Origin of the sequence: Streptomyces nidicola (assembly GCF_050106155.1) — a bacterium.
GTDB lineage: Bacteria > Actinomycetota > Actinomycetes > Streptomycetales > Streptomycetaceae > Streptomyces.
Window position 1 is genome coordinate 3,262,963 of record NZ_JBNBPI010000001.1, and the last position, 19,680, is coordinate 3,282,642.

Genomic DNA, 19,680 nt, shown 5'->3' on the forward strand with positions numbered 1-19,680 from the left:
CGCCTCCTGTGGCCTTTGACACGCCGGGCCCCGGTGTTCATAACGTTTCGAAAGAGAATTCCCAGGGCACCGACACACGTCGCGCACAGCCGGTTCCACTGCGCTCACAAGAGCCCCGCCTTTTGGCGGGGCTCGCTCTTTATGACCGTTTTATCTGGGGTGTGCGTCACGCGGAGCTTCCGCTTCCGACTGTTTGGAAGTGCGCCTCCTGACGTGCTGGAATGCGCTGAACTGCCCAGTAGGAATGGGCCTGGAGACATACCGCGGCACAACGTAGGTGCCGACGCCGAGAGGTTGTTGGTCGAGTGAGGCGAAGCAAGAACAGTCCCGAGCCGGTCTCGGCGCGGGGCAACTTCACCCCGCCCCCGCGCGACGCGGCGCGGACCGCGCCGGCGGCCGAGGCCACGGCGCCGGCGTCGTCGGGCGGACGCATGTCGCCCCGAAACTGGCGTGTACCCACCAAGCTGAACGCCATCCTCCTGATACCCGTGCTCGTGGGCCTCGTCATGGGTGGCTTCCAGGTGTCGAACTCCATCAGCACCTGGCAGGAGGCCGAGGACGCCGAGAGCACCGCGCGTCTCGTGCAGGCCTCGCTGACGTACGGCAACCGCCTCATCGAGGAGCGCGACAGCACCGCCGCACCCCTTCTCCAGGGCAAGACGGACGACCCCCAGGTCGCCAAGGCCCGGCAGGCGACGGACGCGGCCGCCGACAAGTTCCACGCCGCGGCCGAGAACATGCCGCAGAAGGAAGGCCTCCAGCGCCGCATGGCGCAGTTCACCAAGGTCGAGCCCCAGCTGAAGAAGCTGCGGGCCGCCGCGTACACCTCCAAGCTGCCCGGTGTGCAGACCGAAGAGGGCTACGTCGCCATCCAGCACCCGCTGATGGAGTTCGCCAACGAGCTCGGCCTCGGCACCGGCAACATCACCAGCTACGGCCGCACCGTCTACGCGATCTCGCTGACCAAGGCGGCGCTCTCGCTGGAGCGGTCCATCGGCATGCACCTCCTGGTGAAGCCGGGCCCCGGCGCCACGAACCTCAGCCGTCAGCGCACCGCGCTCGGCAGCTACGCCTACCTCGAGAACATCGCCATCGAGGAGTACAAGGGCGGCGGCACGGCCGAGGACCTCAAGAAGCTCCAGGGCACGATCAAGGAGCTGAAGTCCGACGGCGCCAAGCAGGCCGCCGCGGCCAAGGCCAAGGACCCCTCGTACGTCCCGCCGCCCGAGAACACCAAGATGGTGGCCGCCGTGGTGGCGCTGCCCAGCACCCAGCCGAGCGCCCGCCTCGCGCTCGCCCAGCAGGGCGTCACGCCCCAGAACTGGTGGGCGGTCAACACGGCGAAGTTCGACGCCTATCGCACGATCGAGTCCGATCTGGCGGACAAGGCCGTGACCGAGGCCTCCGGGATCGCCGCCGACGCCAAGCGCGAAGCGATCATCATCGGTGCCGCCGTCGTGGTCGCCCTGCTCGTCGCCGTCCTGATCGCCGGCCAGATGGCCCGGCAGATGTCCCGCTCGATGCGCAGGCTGCGCAGCGCCGCCTTCGACGTGGCCGAGCAGCGCCTGCCGATGCTCGTCGACCAGCTCTCGCGCACCGAGCCGGGCCGGGTGGACACCCGCGTACAGCCGATCCCGATCGTCACGACGGACGAGATCGGCGAGGTCGCCCGCGCCTTCGACCAGGTGCACCGCGAGGCCGTCCGGCTCGCCGCCGAGCAGGCGCTGCTCCGGGGCAACATCAACGCGATCTTCACCAACCTGTCGCGCCGCAACCAGTCGCTGATCGAGGGCCAGCTGACCCTCATCACCGACCTGGAGAACAACGAGGCCGACCCGGACCAGCTGGAGAACCTCTTCCGCCTGGACCACCTCGCGACCCGTATGCGCCGCAACGGCGAGAACCTCCTGGTGCTCGCGGGCGAGGAGCCCGGCCGCCGCTGGGACCAGCCGGTCCCGCTGGTCGACGTGCTGCGCGCCGCGACCTCCGAGGTGGAGCAGTACGAGCGCATCGAACTGGCCGGCGTCCCCGAGGCCGAGATCCACGGCCGCGCGGTCACCGACCTCGTGCACCTGCTCGCCGAGCTTCTGGAGAACGCCACGACGTTCTCCTCGCCGCAGACCAAGGTCCGCGTCACCGCGACCCGTCTCCCGGACGGCCGCGTCATGATCGAGATCCACGACAAGGGCATCGGCCTCACCGCCGAGGACTTCGCGGACATCAACCACAAGCTGGCCAACCCGCCGACGGTGGACGCCGCGATCTCCCAGCGCATGGGCCTGTTCGTGGTCGGCCGCCTGTCGGACCGGCACGGCATCCGCGTGCAGTTGCGCCCCTCGGGCGAGCAGGCGGGCACGACGTCGCTCGTCATGCTGCCCGAGGTCATCACCCACGGTGGTGGCGGCGGGATCCAGCAGGACTCCGAGTTCACCGTCTCGACGATGATCCCGAAGCAGGCCGCGTTCGAGCACACCCCGCTGCGCACGGCCGCCGAGCTCGGTTTCGACGACAGCCGCTACGACGTCCCCGACGACGCCCGCGAGTTGGACCCGGTCGGCCGCTCCCTCATGCGTGAGGAGCGCCGCGCGGCCCTGGAGGCGCAGCAGCAGGACGACCCCGTCCAGGACCAGCAGCAGCCGCAACAGGAACGCCCGCTCTTCCGCGACGAGTTCCAGCCACAGCAGCCGCAGCAGGACCGTCCGCCCTTCGCGGAGCAGAACGCGTACGACACCCGGCAGGCCCCGTACGACAATCGTCAGCAGCTCGCCTACGACGATCCGCAGCAGGGCGTCTACGACGAGCACCAGGGCGGCTACGACGGCCGCCAGCAGGGCGGATTCGACGGGTTCGTCCCCGTACAGCCCACCCACGACACCGGACAGCCGGACGGGTTCGCCTCCGGGTACGCCCCGCAGGACGGGTATCAGGACGGCTATGCGGAAGCGCCGCAGGAGCCGTACAACCCCTTCGAGCCGTCCTCGCCGCGGGCGGACTGGCAGGCGCAGGACGCCTTCCGGGAGCCCTACCGGGCCGATTTCCAGGGCCCGTTCGGTCCCGAAGCGGAATCCGCTCAGGACACTGCCGCGGCGGACCGGGAACGCGTAGGCTTCGACGGACACGGTGCCACCCCCTCGGATTCGACCGGACCGGCCCCTTCCGCACCCCACGCGCTGACCGACGCCGGTCTGCCGCGGCGCGGTGGCGGTGCCTCGCAGGAGCCCGCTCCGAACCCCCAGCAGGCCCCCGAGACCCGCTCCGAGGACGACACCACCTGGCGCTCGGCCAACGACGCCCGGTGGGAGCGCGCGGAGCAGCTCAAGAAGCCGAAGGCGGGCGGGGTCACCGCGTCCGGGCTGCCGCGCCGGGTGCCCAAGGCCAACCTGGTCGAGGGCACGGCGGAGTCGACGCCGCAGGGCGGCCCACAGGTCTCCCGCGCCCCCGAGGACGTCAGGGGCAGGCTCAGCAACCTGCGTCGCGGCGTACAGCGGGGACGCAGCGAGGGCAGCAGTGATACGAACGGCCAGGGCTTCGGCCCTGACAGCACCTACAACCAGGAGCGTTAGTGTGAGCCCGATGAGCCAGGCGGCACAGAACCTGAACTGGTTGATCACCAACTTCGTGGACAACACCCCCGGTGTGTCCCACACGGTGGTGGTCTCCGCCGACGGACTCCTTCTGGCGATGTCCGAAGGGTTCCCCCGCGACCGCGCCGACCAGCTGGCGGCCGTCGCCTCGGGTCTGACCTCGTTGACCGCGGGCGCCTCCCGCATCTTCGAAGGCGGCCCGGTGAACCAGACAGTTGTGGAGATGGAGCGAGGATTCCTCTTCATCATGTCCATCTCCGACGGCTCTTCTCTCGCCGTCCTTGCACACCCCGAGGCGGACATTGGCCTCGTTGGGTACGAGATGGCCCTTCTTGTCGACCGGGCGGGCACGGTTCTCACACCGGACCTGCGGGCGGAGCTTCAGGGAAGCCTTCTCAACTAACAAACAGGCAGTGCGTATTCGTGTCCCGGGGCCGTAAGGTTTCGGGACGCGGCTCCACAGTGATGGTGCCCAGCGCAGTCGGAGGAGGAAGTTCGTGTCTGGTTCAGCAACACCCCCGAGCGGTTCGTCGGCCCAGTGGCCGCCCTACGGCCACGGCCAGGGGCGCGGCCAGGCGGGTATGGGTGACGACGGATCCCAGAACCGGTACAACTTCCCGTCTTCCCCCTCGTCGGCGAACCACGCCCGGCCGACCCGGCAGCCCGGTCCCTACGACCAGCCGCCCGCGCCGCGCATCCAGCCCGTGCAGCCGCAGCCGCGCCCCGACGCGAATCCCGCACCCGCCGCCAAGAACAACCCGCTGGTGCGCCCGTACGCCATGACGGGCGGCCGCACGAGGCCGCGGTACCAGCTCGCCATCGAGGCGCTGGTGCACACCACCGCGCAGCCGCACCAGTTGCAGGGCCAACTGCCCGAGCACCAGCGGATCTGCAACCTCTGCCGAGAGATCAAGTCGGTGGCCGAGATCTCGGCCCTCCTGACGATCCCCCTCGGTGTGGCCAGGATTCTCGTCGCCGACCTCGCGGAGGCGGGACTGGTCGCCATCCATCAGCCCGGCGGCGACGAGACCGCCGGCGGCCAGCCAGACGTGACATTGCTCGAAAGGGTGCTCAGTGGACTTCGCAAGCTCTAGCGGAGGGCCGGCTGCTCCAAGCCGTTCCACCACATCGGCGAAGATCGTGGTGGCAGGTGGTTTCGGCGTCGGCAAGACGACGTTCGTGGGCGCCGTCTCCGAGATCAACCCGCTGCGCACCGAGGCCGTCATGACGTCCGCGTCCGCGGGCATCGACGACCTGACCCACACCGGGGACAAGACGACCACGACGGTCGCCATGGACTTCGGCCGCATCACGCTCGACCAGGACCTGATCCTGTACCTCTTCGGTACGCCCGGACAGGACCGCTTCTGGTTCATGTGGGACGACCTGGTGCGCGGCGCGATCGGCGCCGTCGTCCTCGTCGACACCCGCCGCCTCGCCGACTGCTTCCCCGCGGTCGACTACTTCGAGAACTCCGGCCTGCCCTTCGTCATCGCCCTCAACGGCTTCGACGGCGCGCAGCCCTACAACCCGGACGAGGTCCGCGAGGCCCTCCAGATCGGCCCCGACACCCCGATCATCACGACGGACGCCCGCCACCGCGCGGACGCGAAGTCGACGCTGATCACTCTCGTGGAGCACGCGTTGATGGCGCGGCTGCGGTAGGACCCCTCGGGGCTCCGCCCCGGACCCCGCGCCTCAAACGCCGGCGGGGCTTGATCTACACGCTGAGGCCCTCCTCCCGATCCGGGAGGAGGGCCTCAGGACGTTACAGGCTCAGCGCCAGCTGTGCGGTGCGCGGAAGCCGGGCTCGCGCTCCAGGCGGCGCCACCCCGCGCGGTTGTGCCGGACGCGGTGCGCCGGGGCCTCGGGAGTGGCGCTGGCGCGGGCCAGCAGGATCGCGGTGATGGCCGCGACCTCCTCCGGCTCGGCGTGGCCCTTCTCGACGCGGATGTCAGGCAAAGACATGTGGCAGGTCTCCTACGACTAGTGCCGGTTACTGCGGCGGGTTGCCGTGCTTGCGGGACGGCAGGTCGGCGTGCTTGGTGCGCAGCATCGCCAGGGACTTGATCAGCACCTCACGCGTCTCGGCGGGGTCGATCACGTCGTCGACCAGGCCGCGCTCCGCCGCGTAGTACGGGTGCATCAGCTCGGCCTTGTACTCCTTGACCATCTTCTGGCGCATCGCCTCGGGGTCCTCGGCCTCGGCGATCTGCCGGCGGAAGATCACGTTGGCCGCGCCCTCGGCGCCCATGACCGCGATCTCGTTGGTCGGCCAGGCATAGGTGAGGTCCGCGCCGATGGACTGGGAGTCCATGACGATGTACGCGCCTCCGTACGCCTTGCGCAGGATCAGCGAGATCCGGGGCACGGTGGCGTTGCAGTACGCGTACAGCAGCTTGGCGCCGTGCCGGATGATCCCGCCGTGCTCCTGGTCGACGCCGGGCAGGAAGCCCGGCACGTCGAGCAGCGTCACGATGGGGATATTAAAAGCATCGCACATCTGGACGAACCGGGCGGCCTTCTCCGAGGCCTCGATGTCCAGGACGCCCGCGAGGGCCTGCGGCTGGTTGGCGACGATGCCGACGACCTGGCCGTCCAGGCGGGCCAGCGCACAGATGATGTTGCGCGCCCAGCGCTCGTGGATCTCCAGGTAGTCGCCGTCGTCGACGAGCTCCTCGATCACCTTGGTCATGTCGTACGGGCGGTTGCCGTCGGCCGGGACCAGGTCGAGCAGGACGTCGCCGCGGCGCTCCGCCGGGTCGTCGGACTCGACGGTCGGCGGGTTCTCCCGGTTGTTCTGCGGGAGCATCGAGAGCAGGTAGCGGACCTCGGCGAGGCAGGTCTCCTCGTCGTCGTACGCGAAGTGCGAGACGCCGGAGGTCTCCGCGTGCACGTCGGCGCCGCCGAGCCCGTTCTGCGTGATCTCCTCGCCCGTCACAGCCTTCACGACGTCCGGGCCCGTGATGAACATCTGCGAGGTGTCGCGGACCATGAACACGAAGTCCGTGAGCGCCGGGCTGTACGCCGCGCCGCCCGCGCACGGGCCGAGCATCACGCTGATCTGCGGGATGACGCCGGACGCCTTGGTGTTGCGCTGGAAGATGCCGCCGTAGCCGGCGAGCGCCGAGACGCCCTCCTGGATACGGGCGCCCGCGCCGTCGTTGAGCGAGACCAGCGGGGCACCGGCCGCGATGGCCATGTCCATGATCTTGTGGATCTTCGTGGCGTGGGCCTCGCCCAGCGCCCCGCCGAAGATCCGGAAGTCGTGCGCGTAGACGAAGACCGTGCGGCCCTCGACCGTGCCCCAGCCGGTGATGACACCGTCGGTGTGGGGCTTCTTGGCCTCCAGGCCGAAGCCGGTGGCCCGGTGCCGGCGCAGCTGCTCGACCTCGTTGAACGAACCCTCGTCGAGGAGGAGCTCGATGCGCTCGCGCGCCGTCAGCTTCCCCTTCGCGTGCTGGGCCGCGGTCGCCTTCTCGCTGGGTCCGGCCAGTGCCTGCGCACGGATCGCGTGCAGCTCGGCCACGCGTCCACGGGCGTCGGTGGGCTCGTCCCCAGGGTTCGAGGCGCTGTCGTCCAAAACGGTCATGTAGTGACCTTACGAAGTGCACCCATGAAAACGGTCCGTCGACTCCGTACAGTCTCCGGCCCGTTTTCCTGGTAGCCCTGAACAGAACCTTGCCGCGAGGAGGCCGAAGTGACTGCTCAGCACGGGTCCGCCTTGTAGACGTCACACAAAGCGGCCCCCTGAGACCCGCCTCACACCGACGCCGTCACCGCCGTGAGCGCACACCGCGCGCACGCCCGAAAGGGCGACCCGAACCATATCGAGCTGTAATCGAGGAGACACACATCGTTTGATGTTGAACATTGAACATCATCGCGCTACAGTCGGAATCAGTTGATAGTTCAACGTTCAACATCAAGCGCATCACTCCATCTGGCACCACCCGTGCCGCCCGTCCCCAAGGAGCACGTCATGGGCATCTTCGGCCGCAAGAACGAGTCCGCCACCACCCCCGCCACCGCCGCTGCCGCCGCGCCGGCCGGCCCCGACCTCGCCGCTGTCACCGGCGACTACACCGTCGACCCCGCTCACACCACGCTCGGCTTCGTCGCCCGGCACGCCATGGTGACCAACGTGAAGGGCAGCTTCAGCGACTTCACGGGCTCGCTGCACCTGGACGGCTCGGACCCCGCGAAGTCCACGGCCTCCTTCGACGTGCAGATGGCGAGCATCTCGACCGGTAACGAGGACCGTGACGGCCACCTGAAGAGCGCGGACTTCTTCAAGATCGACGAGTTCCCGACGATGACCTTCCGGTCGACCTCCGCCGAATCCCTGGGCGGCGACGACTACCGCATCACGGGTGACCTGACGATCCTCGGCACCACCAAGCCGATCACCATCGACCTGGAGTTCAACGGCGTCGCGAAGGACCCGTTCGGCAACGAGCGCGTCGGCTTCGAGGGCAAGTCCGAGATCCTCCGGTCGGACTGGGGTCTGAGCTGGAACGCCGCGCTCGAGACCGGTGGCGTGCTCATCTCCGACAAGATCAAGCTCAACTTCGACATCTCGGCGATCAAGGAGGCCTGAACCGGCCCACTGCGTCAGCGAGTTCAGGCGGTCACGAATTGCGTGACCGCCAACTCGTGTTTTCCCGCGGGGTGGGCAACCAACGGCATCCATCCGCCGGAGTAGGGCATGCTGCGGTCACACGCGCGCGCCCCTCGGCGGGAGCGCGCGCCTGCTGGACGGACCCCGAGGAGCCCGATGCCGCCGCCCGTGCCGTCGACACCTGCACCTGAGCGGAGCGTCGACGCCGCTGTGGTGCGGCGGGACATCCTCGACGCGGAGGCGGGGCCGGACCCGTACGTGTTGCGCGATGCGCGCGTCACGGGGGCGTTGCGGCTCGACGGAGCGGAGATCCGGCGGGCCGTGCGGTTCGAGGGGTGCCGGTTCGACGAGTCGGTGAGCCTCGAAGGGGCCGGCACACTCGGTATCGCCTTCACGGGCTGCGTGCTACCGGGGCTCGCGGCGTCGACGGCGCGGATCGGTGGGCGCGTTGACCTGCAGTGGTCGACGATAGGTGAGCGCGACGGCGCCGCCGCAGCCGTGGATCTTGCACAAGCGGAGATAGCGGGCCGGGTGCGGCTCGACGGGGCACGCCTGGTGGCGCCGGGACGGACGGCCCTGGAAGCCGGTGGACTAATGGCGCGGGGCGGCGTGTTCTGCGAGCCCGAGTTCGTGGCCGAAGGTGAAGTCGCTTTCTTGGGCGCCGAGTTGCCCGGTGGGCTGTGGATGCGCGGGGCCCGGATCCGGGTGGGCGTGGCGGACACATGCGCGTTCGTCGGCGATGCGGTGAAAGCGTCGAACGTACGGTGCCAGGGCCTGCGGACCGACGCCAAGGTACGGCTGCGCGGCGCCCAGGTGGAGGATCTCGTCTCCTTCCAGGACGCCGAACTCATGGGACCTGGCGCGTCGTTGATGTGCGTGGCCATGCAGGCCGGAGCCGTTGACCTGCGTTTCGCCCGCGTCCCGGCAGGCAGCGTGAACCTGCGCAACGCGCAGGCGAGCCGACTCCAGGACGACCCCCGCACCTGGCCCGCGACCCTCGGCCTCGACGGCCTGACGTACGACTGGCTCGGGGAGACGGCAGGCACCCGCCGCGAGGACGTCACGAACCGGCTCGCTTGGCTGCGCCGCCAGCCGGTCTACGCGCCGCAGCCGTACGAGCAACTCGCCTCGCACTACCGGCGGTGCGGACACGAGGACGAAGCCCGCCGGGTCCTCCTCGTGCGGGAGCGGCGGCGCCGGGCCACGCTCGGGCCGGCCGGGCGGGCCTGGGGGTGGCTGCTGGAGGCCACCGTCGGGTACGGCTACCGGCCGTGGATCGCCGGGATCTGGCTCGCCGCGCTCACCCTGCTCGGCACCGCCGTCTTCGCCGCGCACACCCCCGTACCGAACAAGAAGGGCGAGGGCCCGCCGTTCAACCCGGTCGCGTACGCCCTGGACCTGATGGTGCCGATCGGCGGGCTCGGCCAGCGCGGCGGCTGGCACTGGGACGAGGCGGGCGTGCAGGGCCTCGCGTACGGGCTCATCGCGGTCGGCTGGATCCTGACGACGACGGTGGTGGCGGGGGTGACGCGGACGCTGAGCCGGGGGTGAGGCCGCCCGCATGTCACAGATCCGGCGTCCGCTCCGTCTCCTCTCTGAGAAGCCACGGGAGGAGCCGGACCGATGGACCACCGCACGGAGCGCCGCGAACCCACCCCCGCCGCAGGAGAACGCCTGGCCGACTGGGCCGACGGGCGGCTCGGGATCCACGGCCTCGGCCGGAAGTATCTGCGGAAGGTGTTTCCCGACCACTGGTCGTTCATGCTGGGCGAGATCTGCCTCTACACCTTCCTCATCCTGATCCTCACCGGCGTCTATCTGACGCTCTTCTTCCATCCGTCGATGAACGAGGTGACGTACGACGGCAGTTACGTGCCGCTGAAGGGCATCCGGATGTCGGAGGCGTACTCCTCGACGCTCGACCTCAGCTTCGACGTGCGCGGCGGTCTGCTCATCCGGCAGATCCACCACTGGTCGGCGCTGATCTTCGTCGCGGCGATGTTCGTGCACATGATGCGGCACTTCTTCACCGGCTCGTTCCGCAAGCCGCGGGAGCTGAACTGGCTGTTCGGCTGGCTGCTGCTGTTCCTCGCCCTGTTCGAGGGACTGCTGGGGTACTCGCTCCCCGACGACATGCTCTCCGGCGCGGGCATGCGGCTGATCGAGGGCATGACGCTCGCCGTCCCGGTCGTCGGCACGTATCTGTCGTTCTTCTTGTTCGGCGGCGAGTTCCCGGGCGACGACATCGTGGCCCGCTTCTACTCGATCCACGTCCTGCTGCTGCCGGGCATCATGGCGGTGCTCGTCGTCACCCACCTGATCCTGGTCTTCTACCACAAGCACACCCAGTATCCGGGCCCCGGAAAGACCGAACGCACCGTCGTCGGCGAGCCGTTCTTCCCGAACTACGTCGCCAAGGCGGGCGGCTTCTTCTTCCTCGTGTTCGGCGTGGTGACGCTCGTCTCGGCGGTCGCTTCCATCAACCCGGTCTGGGTGTACGGGCCCTACCGCCCGGACCATGTCTCCACCGGCGCCCAGCCGGACTGGTACCTGGGGTTCGCCGAGGGACTCGTGCGCGTGATGCCGGGCTGGGAGATCGTGCTGGGCGGCCACACCCTCGCGCTCGGCGTCCTCATCCCGTTCCTGGCGTTCCCGCTGTGGCTGGTGCTGATCGGGGTGTACCCGTTCGTGGAGGCGTGGATCACCGGCGACAAGCGGGAGCACCATCTGCTGGACCGTCCCCGGAATCGGCCTGTCCGTACGGCACTTGGCGCTGCCTGGCTGACCGGCTTCCTCGTCGCGATGGCGGCCGGCGGCAACGACCTCTGGGCCACGCACTTCCACCTCTCCGTGAACGCCATCACCTGGTTCGCGCGGGTGGCGCTGTTCGCAGGGCCGGTCCTCGCGTTCGTCGTCACCAAGCGGGTGTGTCTGGGGCTTCAGCGGCGCGACCGGGAGAAGGTGCTGCACGGACGCGAGACGGGACGCGTCAAGCGACTCCCGCACGGCGAGTACGTGGAGGTCCACGAGCCGCTGGAACAGGGCGAGTCGTACCGCCTCACGCAGCACGAGCAGCCCGTCGCGCTTGAGGCGCTGCCGGACGAGGACGAGCACGGGATACGTCGGCGGGTGCGGGCGACGCAGCGGCTGCGGGTGGCGTTGTCACGGTGGATGTTCGGTGAGGGCACGCAGATACCGAAGGCGTATCAAGCTCCGCTCTTGGACGAGAGCCGGCGGGGCCCGGAGCGGAGCCCCGAGACGTCGGACCGCTAGAACCCGCCCCCGAAGTCACCGCCCCCGCCACCACCGAAGTCGCCACCGCCGCCGTCGCCGAAGCCCCCGCCGAAGTCGCCCGGGTCGAAGTCGGAGCCGGAGACGTCGCCGCCGTCGAATCCGCCGCCGAAGTCACCGCCGCCGTAATCGGCGGCGTACGCGGGGCTCGCCAGCATGGAGCCGAGCACCGTGCCGACCAGCAGCCCCGGCAGCATGCCGCCGCCGAAGTAGCCCCCGGCCCACGGGCCGTACGCCGGACCCGCGTCGTAGTACGGGCGGCGCTCCCCCTCCCCCGCGTCGACCGTGCGCACATGCGGGTCCTCGCCGTCCCGCAGCCGCGTCGCGTCCGCCGCGCAGACCGGGACCTCGCGGGCCGAGCCGCCGGGCGGCGTCCACAGGGCGTCCTCGGTGGAGGGGCCGTGGCGCGGGTCGAAGAAGCAGGGCGCCCTGCGCTCGGGCAGCGGGCGGCCCTCGCGGCGCGCGGCGAGCTGCGCGAGGGAGAACCGGCCGTCCTCAAGGGCCTGCGTCACGCCGCGCACGTCGTCCGGGCGCTGCGCGTCCTTCATGTACTGCTTGGCCTTCTCGTACGCGTCGAGGGCCCGCTCGAAGTCCGCGCGCATCGCGTCGTCGGCGCCGGCCTCCGCCGGGTGGAAGTCGAGCCGGTCGAGTTCCTCGCCGAACGCCGTGATGTCCTCGTCCACCACGACCCGCAGCTTGTCGAGGGCCGCGCGCTGCTCCTCCTCGCGCTTGCGCCGGCTGCGCCTGTTCAGGGCGTACACACCGGCTCCGCCGATCACCACGACAGCGCCGACCCCGATCAGGGGGCCGGCGGAGACGCCGTCGTCGCCACCCGCGTCCCAGGCGGACGGGGCCGAGCCCCTGGCCGTACGGACCGACGTACTCACGAAGTCGTCGAGCTGGCTCTTGGCCGACTGGCCCTGAACGCTGTCCACCGCGTTCTTGACGGACTGCTGCGACATGACCCGGGAGTCCGCGCGCGCGTCGAACCGATCCCCGAGGCGGACCCCGTACACGCCCACGACCCCGGTCTTCGCCCGCAGATCACTGAACAGCTTCTGCGTCGGGAAGTCGGCCGGCAGCACCGCCACCATCACCGGCTTGTCCGCGTCCTTGATCTTGTTCTCGAGCGCGTCGACGTCGTCCGACGTCAGTCCGCCGGACGCGCCGGGCGCGACGTAGACAGGGCTCTTCTCCAGGGCGTCGGCCACCGTGGACACGTCCGTGGCGGCCGAGGCTGGTGGCGCCACCGCGAAGGTGGCGCCCAGAGCGAGGAGCGGGGCGGCGAGCACGGCGATAAGGGGCCTCATGTATCGACGCTAACTCGCTTCGCCCGCAAACGCGGATGCTTACTCGACCGGTTCCACGCCCGCCCGCAGCAGACCGTAGGTGTACGCGTCCTCCAGCGCGCCCCACGACGCCGCGATCACGTTCTCCGCGACGCCGACCGTGGACCACTCGCCGGTGCCGTCGGAGGTCGAGATGAGGACGCGGGTCGTGGAGGACGTGCCGTGCTTGCCCTCCAGGATGCGGACCTTGTAGTCGACCAGCTCCAGCTTCGCGAGCTGCGGGTAGATCCGCTCCAGGCCGACGCGGAGCGCGCGGTCGAGGGCGTTGACCGGGCCGTTGCCCTCCGCCGTGGCGACGATGCGCTCGCCCTTGGCCCACAGCTTCACGGTGGCCTCGTTGGCGTGGGAGCCGTCGGGGCGGTCCTCGACGATCGCGCGCCAGGACTCGACCTGGAAGTACGAGCGCGCCTTGCCCTCGACCTCGGCGCGCATCAGGAGTTCGAACGACGCGTCCGCGGCCTCGTACGTGTAGCCCTGGAGCTCGCGCTCCTTGACGCGCTCGACGACCCGGCCGACCAGCTCGCGGTCGCCGCCGAGGTCGACGCCGAGCTCCTTGCCCTTGAGCTCGATGGAGGCGCGGCCCGCCATGTCGGAGACCAGCATCCGGATGTGGTTGCCGACGAGGTCCGGGTCGATGTGCTGGTACAGGTCCGGGTCGACCTTGATCGCGGAGGCGTGCAGGCCCGCCTTGTGGGCGAACGCCGAGACACCCACGTACGGCTGGTGCGTGGACGGGGTGAGGTTCACGACCTCGGCGATGGCGTGCGAGATACGGGTCATCTCGCGCAGCGCGCCCTCGGGGAGGACCTTCTTGCCGTACTTGAGCTCCAGGGCCGCGACGACCGGGAAGAGGTTGGAGTTGCCGACGCGCTCGCCATAGCCGTTCGCCGTGCACTGGACGTGGGTCGCGCCCGCGTCCACCGCGGCGAGGGTGTTGGCGACGGCGCAGCCCGTGTCGTCCTGGGCGTGGATGCCGAGCCGGGCGCCGGTGTCGGCGAGGACGGTGGAGACGACCGCCTGGACCTGGGCGGGCAGGAAGCCGCCGTTGGTGTCGCACAGGACGACGACGGAGGCGCCGGCCTCGTGCGCGGCCCGGACGACGGACTTCGCGTACTCGGCGTTGGCCCGGTAGCCGTCGAAGAAGTGCTCGCAGTCGACGAAGACCCTGCGCCCCTGCGCGACCAGGTACGAGACCGTGTCGCGGACCATCTCCAGGTTCTCTTCGAGGGTCGTGCGCAGGGCCAGTTCGACGTGCCGGTCGTGCGACTTGGCGACCAGGCAGACCACCGGGGCGCCGGACTCCAGAAGAGCCCGCACCTGCGGGTCCTCGCTCGCCTTGGCGTTCGCCCTGCGGGTGGCGCCGAAGGCGACGAGCTGCGCGTGCTTGAAGTCGATCTCTTCCTGCGCGCGGGCGAAGAACTCGGTGTCACGGGGGTTGGCGCCGGGCCAGCCGCCCTCGATGAAGCCCACGCCGAAGTCGTCCAGGTGCCGGGCAATGGTCAGCTTGTCCGCGACGGTGAGGTTGATGCCCTCGCGCTGCGCGCCGTCGCGCAGCGTGGTGTCGAAGACGTGGAAGGAATCGTCGAGTTCAGTGGGCTGTGCACTGGGACGTTCACTGAGGCTGCTGCTCATGCTGATCTGGCTCCTGATGGGGATTCTCGGTCTACCGGAATGACCGGCTCCACCGTCCATCTATGATCCCTCGCGCTCTCCGCCTGGCTACGGGTGGGCCAGAAACAGAAAAACCTCTCGCGGGTGCGAGAGGTCTGCGCGCGGGTCGAGGACGACGGTGTCCATCCGTACCGGGTCGTACGAGATGGTCACTGCGGACCGGCGCGCCTGCTGCCAATAATCGTGGCGAACGAGAGCACGGCCCGAGTTTGCCACAGCCCGGCCGTGGGCCGGGCCGTGGTCTCACGATGCGGTCAGGCGACCTGCTTTGCCGTGGTCGTGGCGGCTTCCTCCGTCTTGACCCGGTTCAGGTCGATGTCGCGGGTCTCGCGCATCGACAGGTAGACGATCAGCGAGACGGCCGCGCATCCGGCGACGTACCAGTAGTAGCCGGACTCGATGCCGGCGTTCTTGAACCAGAGCGCGACGTATTCGGCGGTGCCGCCGAACAGGGCGTTGGCGATGGCGTACGGGAGGGCGACGCCGAGGGCGCGGATGCCCGTCGGGAACAGTTCGGCCTTCACGCAGGCGTTGATGGACGTGTAGCCCGTGACGATGACGAGGGCGAGCAGCGAGAGGCCGAGGGCCGGCCAGAACGAACCCGCGTGCTGGAGCAGCGTCATGATCGGGACCGTCAGGAAGGTCGAGCCGATCGCGAAGGTGATCAGGAGCGGGCGGCGGCCGATCCGGTCGGAGAGCGCGCCCGCGACCGGCTGGAGGCAGGCGAAGACGACGAGCGCGCAGAACGAGACGAGGGTGGCCGTCTCCTTGCTCAACCCGGCGGAGTTCGACAGGTACTTGGTCAGGTACGTCGTGTACGTGTAGTACGCGACGGTGCCGCCCATGGTCAGCGCGATGACCAGGAACGCCTCGCGCTTGTGCGCCCACAGCGCCTTGATGGTGCCCTTGTCGTCGCCGCCCACGGTGGCGTCGGCGTCGGCCGACTCCTCGTAGACGTCGGTCTCCAGCATGTTGCGGCGCAGGTAGAAGATGATCGCCGCGCCGAGGGCGCCGATGATGAACGGGATGCGCCAGCCCCAGCTGTGCAGGGCCTCGTCGGACATCGTGCGCTGGAGCAGGATCTGCAGGCCGAGGCCGACGATCTGGCCCGCCGTCATCGACACGTACTGGAAGCTGGAGGCGAAGCCGCGCTTCTCCGGCGACGACGCCTCGGTGAGGTACGTGGCGCTGGCCGCGTACTCGCCGCCGACCGAGAGGCCCTGGAGCAGGCGGGCGATCAGCAGGACCACGGCGCCGCCGTAGCCGGCCACGCCGTACGTCGGCGCGACGGCGATGAGGACCGCCGACGCGGACATCAGGGTGACCGTGAGGGTCAGCGCGGCCTTGCGGCCCTTGCGGTCACCGACCCGGCCGAGCAGCCAGCCGCCCACGGGGCGCATGAAGAAGCCGACGGCGAAGATGCCGGCGGTGTTCATCAGCTGGGCGGTCGGGTTGCCGCTCGGGAAGAAGGATCCCGCGAAGTACGTCGCGAAGCTCGCGTACACGAACCAGTCGAACCACTCGACCATGTTCCCGGCCGATCCGACCAGGACCTTCTTCCATTGTTCTCGTCCCATGATCGGCACGATGCGCGAAAGCTGCTGCTCAGGGCAAGGGTGTACCTGACAACGATCGCGCTTACTTGCGTTCATAGTGTTCACGCATGGGCTTCGCGGGCCAGTTCGGCGAACGTCGCGAGCCAGTGGTCGGTCGTGAAGTCGCCGCTCTCGACGGCCGGGAGGCCGGCGTCGAGGTGTTCCTGCGCGGCCTTCGTGAGGCGGTCGCATACGAGTCCCGGGGGCAGGGCGTTCGCGATCGTGCGCAGGGCGGCGGCGCGGGAGAGCGCGAGTCCGAGGAGGTGGCCGATCTGCGGGTCGCTGTGGTCGGAGACGACGGGTACGTCGAGCAGCGCGCAAGGGGCGCCGGTGGCGAGGGCCGGGAGGAAGCGGTCCAGCCAGGTGGCGAAGTCGTCGGCGTTGCCGAACACGCGGCGCATCGCGTCGGCCTCCGTCAGGGCCGGCGACAGGAAGTCCTGGCCGGACGGCTCCCAGTGGGCGGGCGCGTCGTGGTCGTCGGCGAACCAGGTGCGCAGGCGGTCGCGTACGGCGTCGAGCGTGCGGGTCGGCAGCCCGGCCCGCTCCCCCGTGTCGAGGATCAGGCCGAGGGCGAAGGCGCTGTTGGGGTGGTTGCCGTGGCGTACGGGATACGTGGCCTTCGGGAGCCAGTCCGTCAGGAGGCGGTCGACCGCGTCCACGGCGGGGGCGAAGGCGTCGGACCAGCGGGTGCCGTGGCACTCGGCCGCGAGCGCGACGAGCCAGGCCCAGCCGTAGGGGCGCTCGAAGCTCGGGCGGGCGAGGAGGTATTCGGCTTCCTTCGCGAGGTTCTCGCGGGTGAGGTGGCGGTCCAGTACGTCGGCGTGGGCGTGGGCGTGGGCCTCCGGCCGGGTGCGGAGGAGTAGCCAGTGCATGTGGACGGAGCTGTGCCAGTCGTAGGCGCCGTAGAAGGCGGGGTGGAGGTCGGACGGGCGGGGGTTGTCGGCCGGGGAGGTGGTGAGGTGGGCCGTGAAGTTGGGGTATTCGCGTGTGACGTTGGCTGCCGCCAGTTGGGCGGTTTCTTCCCGGGTGAGCATGGTGTGTCCTTCGGTCGGGCGGGGTGCGGGCGGGTGTCCGTGGGCGTGCGTGGTCGTTGCCGGGTGCGGTGCTGCTTTTGGTTGCGTTTGCGCAGTTCCCCGCGCCCCTAAAAGATTGCGCCGTTCCCCGCGCCCCCAAAAGATCAGTGGGTTGCGCCCTCTGTGACGTGCAGGTCGTCGTGGGTTGTCGCTGCGGTCAGCAGCATCGACCGGATGCCCGTGGCCACCGTTTCGACCGGGAGGGACGGGGACGCGCCGTCCGTGACCTGGGCCGGGGACCACGGGACGTGGATGAAGCCGCCCCGGATGTGCGGGAGTTCGGTGGCGAGGAGGTGGGCGAGGCCGTATGCCACGTGGTTGCAGACGAACGTTCCGGCCGTGTTGGACAGGGCCGCCGGGACGCCCGCCTCCCGCATCGACGCGACGCACGCCTTCACCGGGAGCGTGGAGAAGTAGGCCGCGGGACCGCCCGGCACCACCGGTACGTCGATCGGCTGGGCCCCGGCGTTGTCGGGGATGCGGGCGTCGTCGACGTTGATGGCGACGCGTTCCACGGTGACGCCGGGGCGGCCGCCCGCCTGGCCGAGGGAGACGACGAGGTCCGGCCGCGTATCGGTGACCGCGGCCCGCAGCGCCGTCAGCGCATCGCCGAAGACGCACGGGAGTTGAACCGCCGTGACGGCGAGGCCGTCCGGTGGCGTGGCGGCCACCAGCTCCGCCGCCTGCCACGACGGGTTCACGGCTTCCCCGCCGAACGGTTCGAATCCGGTGAGCAGTATCCGAGCCATCGCTCGACCTCCTAGAACGCGAAGAGCGACATGATCACGATGTTGCAGCCGAGGAGCGCGAAGCCCGTCGGCAGTTGGGCCTTGATCGGCCCGTACTGGTCCTTAAGTTCGAGGAGTGTCGCCGGGACGATGTTGAAGTTGGCGGCCATGGGCGTGACGAGCGTGCCGCTGAAGCCCGCGAGCATGCCGATCGCGAGGACGGCCGCCTCGTTGCCGCCCATCTGCTGGATGAGCACCGGCCAGCCGATCGCCGCCGTCATGACGGGAAACGCGGCGAACGCGTTGCCCATGATCACGGTGAACAGGAACATGCCGACGCAGTACGCGATCACGGCCAGGTACTTGGAGTCGTCCGGCAGCACGGCGTTGGTGATCTTCCCGACCTGGGTGCCGACGCCGGCGACCGCGAAGATCGAGCCGAGGACGGAGAGGAGCTGCGGCAGCAGCAGCGCCGAGCCCATCGCCTCCAGCATCGAGCGGCCGGAGTGGATCGGCGTCGACACCTTGCGCTCGCCGGTGACCAGCATCCCGACGACGAGCGCCACGAGGCAGCCGACGCCGAGCCCGAGGAGGGTGGCCTGGCCGGTCTCGAAGAGGCCCGATTCGTCGAGGAAGGAGGCGCAGACGATGGCGACCAGCGGGATGGTGAGCGCCGGGATGAAGAGCTTGTTGCCGAGGCGGGCCGCCGACTTCTCGCGCTGCTCCTGCGTGGTGGTGACGGGTTCGCCCTTGCCGATGAAGTTGAACCCGGCCAGCGCGATCAGCGCGAGGACCGCGACGCCGAGGGGTTCGGCGGGCAGCGCCTTCGAGCCGCCCGCGACCCCGGTGCCGTAGGGGAAGGTCAGTCCGAGCAGGCCCCAGAAGGCGGCCGAGGTCCAGCGCTTGGGGTTGCTGCGGTCCATCGCCATCTGCGCCGCCATGACGACGAAGACGAGACCGATCAGCCAGTAGAGCCATTCGACCTTGATCACTTCGAGGGCTCCTTCGGCAGCGGGATCTCGTGTTCGGCGGCGGCGAGCGCCATCTCGCGCTCCAGCTGCTTGTCGAGGAGGAGCAGCCGGGCACCGTGGATGACGAAGGCGCAGACGGCCAGCGGGATGGCCCACAGCGCGAGCTGGGTGGGCTCGAGGTGCTCGTGGTACGTCGAGTTCACGAAGCCGGTGATCAGCAGGATCGAGCCGATCGCGATGAAGCAGTCCTCACCGAAGAAGACGCCGACGGTGTCGGCGGACGCCGAATAGGAGCGGACCTTCTCGCGCAGCTTTTCCGGCAGTACGGCCCCGGACCTGCGTTCCGCCGCGGCCTCGGCCATCGGCGCGACGAGCGGGCGGACGGCCTGGGCGGGGCCGCCGAGGTTGTTGAGGCCGAAGGCGGCGGTGACCTGGCGGACCAGGAGGTACGCGGTGAGGAAGCGGCCGGCGCTGAGCTTGCCGAGTTTCCCGATCAGGGTGCGGGCCTGCTCGCGCAGGCCGTAGCGCTCCAGGAGGCCGATCACCGGCAGCACGATGGCGAAGACGGTGACGGAGCGGCTGTCGGCGAAGGAGGTGCCGAAGGCGGCGAGGATCTCCAGCGGGTTCATCTTGCCGAGCAGTCCGGTGACGATGCCGGCGACGCCGACCACGAGGACGGGATTGCGGCGCGTGACGAATCCGAGGATCACCACGAGCACGCCGAGCAGAACGATCATGCGGCGACCTTTTCGATGAGGGACGCACTTATGGATGAGGGATGCACGGACCTTAGGGGA

Annotated in this window: 16 protein-coding genes; 7 read left to right on the forward strand and 9 right to left on the reverse strand. The window is 69.7% G+C overall.

Translation table 11 applies throughout. The features are described 5' to 3' along the window. Window positions 1-305: 305 nt before the first annotated feature. From ACOKM3_RS14805 to ACOKM3_RS14820, 4 genes are all read left to right on the forward strand, one after another. Window positions 306-3,563 carry a nitrate- and nitrite sensing domain-containing protein gene (locus ACOKM3_RS14805; protein WP_426900653.1) on the forward strand — a complete coding sequence of 1,086 codons (3,258 nt, stop codon included), beginning with the start codon at window positions 306-308 and terminating at the stop codon, window positions 3,561-3,563. Between the two features lie 10 nt (window positions 3,564-3,573). Continuing rightward, window positions 3,574-3,987 carry a roadblock/LC7 domain-containing protein gene (locus tag ACOKM3_RS14810; RefSeq protein WP_266714481.1) on the forward strand — a complete coding sequence of 138 codons (414 nt, stop codon included), beginning with the start codon at window positions 3,574-3,576 and terminating at the stop codon, window positions 3,985-3,987. Between the two features lie 94 nt (window positions 3,988-4,081). Further along, entirely contained in the window at window positions 4,082-4,678 is a 597-nt protein-coding gene (locus ACOKM3_RS14815) for a DUF742 domain-containing protein (protein WP_371591031.1), read from the forward strand. After that, window positions 4,659-5,249, forward strand: coding sequence for a GTP-binding protein (locus tag ACOKM3_RS14820; RefSeq protein WP_266714479.1), 591 nt, complete (start codon window positions 4,659-4,661; stop codon window positions 5,247-5,249). The genes ACOKM3_RS14815 and ACOKM3_RS14820 overlap by 20 nt, the downstream gene beginning before the upstream one ends. A 111-nt stretch (window positions 5,250-5,360) precedes the next feature. On the opposite strand, the gene ACOKM3_RS14825 is transcribed toward ACOKM3_RS14820, so the two are convergent. Together ACOKM3_RS14825 and ACOKM3_RS14830 are read right to left on the reverse strand one after the other, a co-directional pair. Beyond that, window positions 5,361-5,552, reverse strand: coding sequence for an acyl-CoA carboxylase subunit epsilon (locus ACOKM3_RS14825; protein ID WP_426900655.1), 192 nt, complete (start codon window positions 5,550-5,552; stop codon window positions 5,361-5,363). 28 nt (window positions 5,553-5,580) lie between these two features. Beyond that, on the reverse strand, window positions 5,581-7,176 hold the full coding sequence (locus ACOKM3_RS14830; protein WP_426900657.1) for an acyl-CoA carboxylase subunit beta: 1,596 nt from the start codon (window positions 7,174-7,176) through the stop codon (window positions 5,581-5,583). Between the two features lie 390 nt (window positions 7,177-7,566). Here ACOKM3_RS14830 and ACOKM3_RS14835 point away from each other — a divergent pair, with 390 nt between their 5' ends. From ACOKM3_RS14835 to qcrB, 3 genes are all read left to right on the forward strand, one after another. After that, window positions 7,567-8,184: a YceI family protein gene (locus tag ACOKM3_RS14835; protein ID WP_426900659.1), complete on the forward strand. Its 618-nt coding sequence runs from the start codon at window positions 7,567-7,569 to the stop codon at window positions 8,182-8,184. Window positions 8,185-8,361: 177 nt separating this feature from the next. Next, complete coding sequence (locus tag ACOKM3_RS14840) at window positions 8,362-9,756, forward strand: oxidoreductase (protein WP_426900661.1); 1,395 nt, start codon at window positions 8,362-8,364, stop codon at window positions 9,754-9,756. Between the two features lie 72 nt (window positions 9,757-9,828). Further along, the gene (gene qcrB, locus ACOKM3_RS14845) at window positions 9,829-11,478 is read left to right on the forward strand and encodes a cytochrome bc1 complex cytochrome b subunit (RefSeq protein ID WP_426900663.1); all 1,650 of its coding nucleotides are present in this window, start codon (window positions 9,829-9,831) and stop codon (window positions 11,476-11,478) included. Here qcrB and ACOKM3_RS14850 read toward each other — a convergent pair. The 7 genes from ACOKM3_RS14850 to ACOKM3_RS14880 form a co-directional block, all read right to left on the reverse strand. After that, a complete protein-coding gene (locus ACOKM3_RS14850) occupies window positions 11,475-12,806 on the reverse strand; it encodes a hypothetical protein (protein ID WP_426900665.1) in 1,332 nt (443 codons plus the stop codon). The genes qcrB and ACOKM3_RS14850 overlap by 4 nt on opposite strands. Before the next feature lie 39 nt (window positions 12,807-12,845). After that, window positions 12,846-14,477 carry a citramalate synthase gene (gene cimA / locus ACOKM3_RS14855; RefSeq protein ID WP_426900667.1) on the reverse strand — a complete coding sequence of 544 codons (1,632 nt, stop codon included), beginning with the start codon at window positions 14,475-14,477 and terminating at the stop codon, window positions 12,846-12,848. A gap of 293 nt (window positions 14,478-14,770) precedes the next feature. Then, a complete protein-coding gene (locus ACOKM3_RS14860; protein ID WP_426900669.1) occupies window positions 14,771-16,093 on the reverse strand; it encodes an MFS transporter in 1,323 nt (440 codons plus the stop codon). A gap of 80 nt (window positions 16,094-16,173) precedes the next feature. Then, a complete protein-coding gene (locus ACOKM3_RS14865; protein ID WP_426900671.1) occupies window positions 16,174-17,145 on the reverse strand; it encodes a DUF2891 domain-containing protein in 972 nt (323 codons plus the stop codon). 143 nt (window positions 17,146-17,288) lie between these two features. Further along, window positions 17,289-17,933 carry a pyroglutamyl-peptidase I gene (gene pcp, locus ACOKM3_RS14870; protein ID WP_426900673.1) on the reverse strand — a complete coding sequence of 215 codons (645 nt, stop codon included), beginning with the start codon at window positions 17,931-17,933 and terminating at the stop codon, window positions 17,289-17,291. A gap of 11 nt (window positions 17,934-17,944) precedes the next feature. Beyond that, window positions 17,945-18,904 carry a DUF979 domain-containing protein gene (locus ACOKM3_RS14875; protein ID WP_426900675.1) on the reverse strand — a complete coding sequence of 320 codons (960 nt, stop codon included), beginning with the start codon at window positions 18,902-18,904 and terminating at the stop codon, window positions 17,945-17,947. After that, window positions 18,901-19,620 carry a DUF969 domain-containing protein gene (locus tag ACOKM3_RS14880; protein WP_426900677.1) on the reverse strand — a complete coding sequence of 240 codons (720 nt, stop codon included), beginning with the start codon at window positions 19,618-19,620 and terminating at the stop codon, window positions 18,901-18,903. The genes ACOKM3_RS14875 and ACOKM3_RS14880 overlap by 4 nt, the downstream gene beginning before the upstream one ends. Window positions 19,621-19,680 lie beyond the last annotated feature (60 nt).